General features: G+C 62.1%; 1 protein-coding gene. It reads left to right on the forward strand.

From position 1 onward, the window contains the following. Nucleotides 1-23 precede the first annotated feature (23 nt). Nucleotides 24-928, forward strand: a 905-nt coding sequence (locus K206_RS40555; RefSeq protein ID WP_155888424.1) for a hypothetical protein, incomplete at its 3' end; no start/stop codon positions are given.

A 928-nucleotide genomic window follows, 5' to 3' on the forward strand; every position in this document is an offset into this window, starting at 1 on the left:
GGGAGGGTGGGGTTGGCAATGCGTTGGGCAGCAGCCTCGCGGGAGGCAATTCCAGCGGTAGCAGCAGGACCAGCCAGGAGCAGGCGCTCGCGCAGGCACGGGGCAACGTGATGAGTTTCGGCAGCGTCTATGGCAATGCTGATGGTTCGAGCTACTTGAGCAATACGCCCGCGAGTGGCATGTTCGACGGACTAGCGGTTGCACAAAACACGCCAGTTCCGGTTCTGTTGGCCAGCAACGGTGGTATTGTGAGCGATGCGATGCCGAGCCCCGATGTGGAGGTTTTGCGGCGGGCGACGAATGGATTCGACCCCGCGTTCCCGCATGTCGGGCCGCGGGAGGAGAACGGGCAGATGCCGCAAATCACCGTGGGCGCGAAGGCGCTGCCGGTGAACGGTGGCTTTGGGCAAAGCGTGACTTATGGCCCCGCTCTCACTGGCGAGATACAGGCCACCAATCCGGTGAAGGACTTCTTTACCGACACCACGGTTGGGAAAACTTGGCTTGGACTGAGCGAAGGGGCGCTGAAGCTGGCGACGGCTCCGTTGGAGGCAGGCAAACAAGTGGTGCTGACGGCGGGCGATGCCATCGGACATGCGGTCTATGGCCTGGGCAACGCGGTTACCGGTGGCAATCAGACGTACCAGTCCGCGAGCGGGCTGTATCAATCGCTGGAGCGACAGGGGGCGTTGGGCACCATTGGCAGCGTTGCCGCCGGTACCGTGAAGGGCATGTTCGGGTCGGTGGATGCGCTCTATCGCAGGGATTTTCCGGGGTTCGTCGAATCCCTTCCAGGGACCGTGGCAACGGTCGTTGGGGCTGGCGCTATCCAAAAGGCAGGGACCATCGGTGAGTTGAATCCTTTAGTGACCACCTACCGGGTTGAAGGCATTCCGAACCAGCGTATCTTCGTCAACGAAGCGGGCCA

This window comes from Cupriavidus sp. WS (assembly GCF_000395345.1).
Classification (GTDB): Bacteria; Pseudomonadota; Gammaproteobacteria; order Burkholderiales; family Burkholderiaceae; genus Cupriavidus; species Cupriavidus basilensis_B.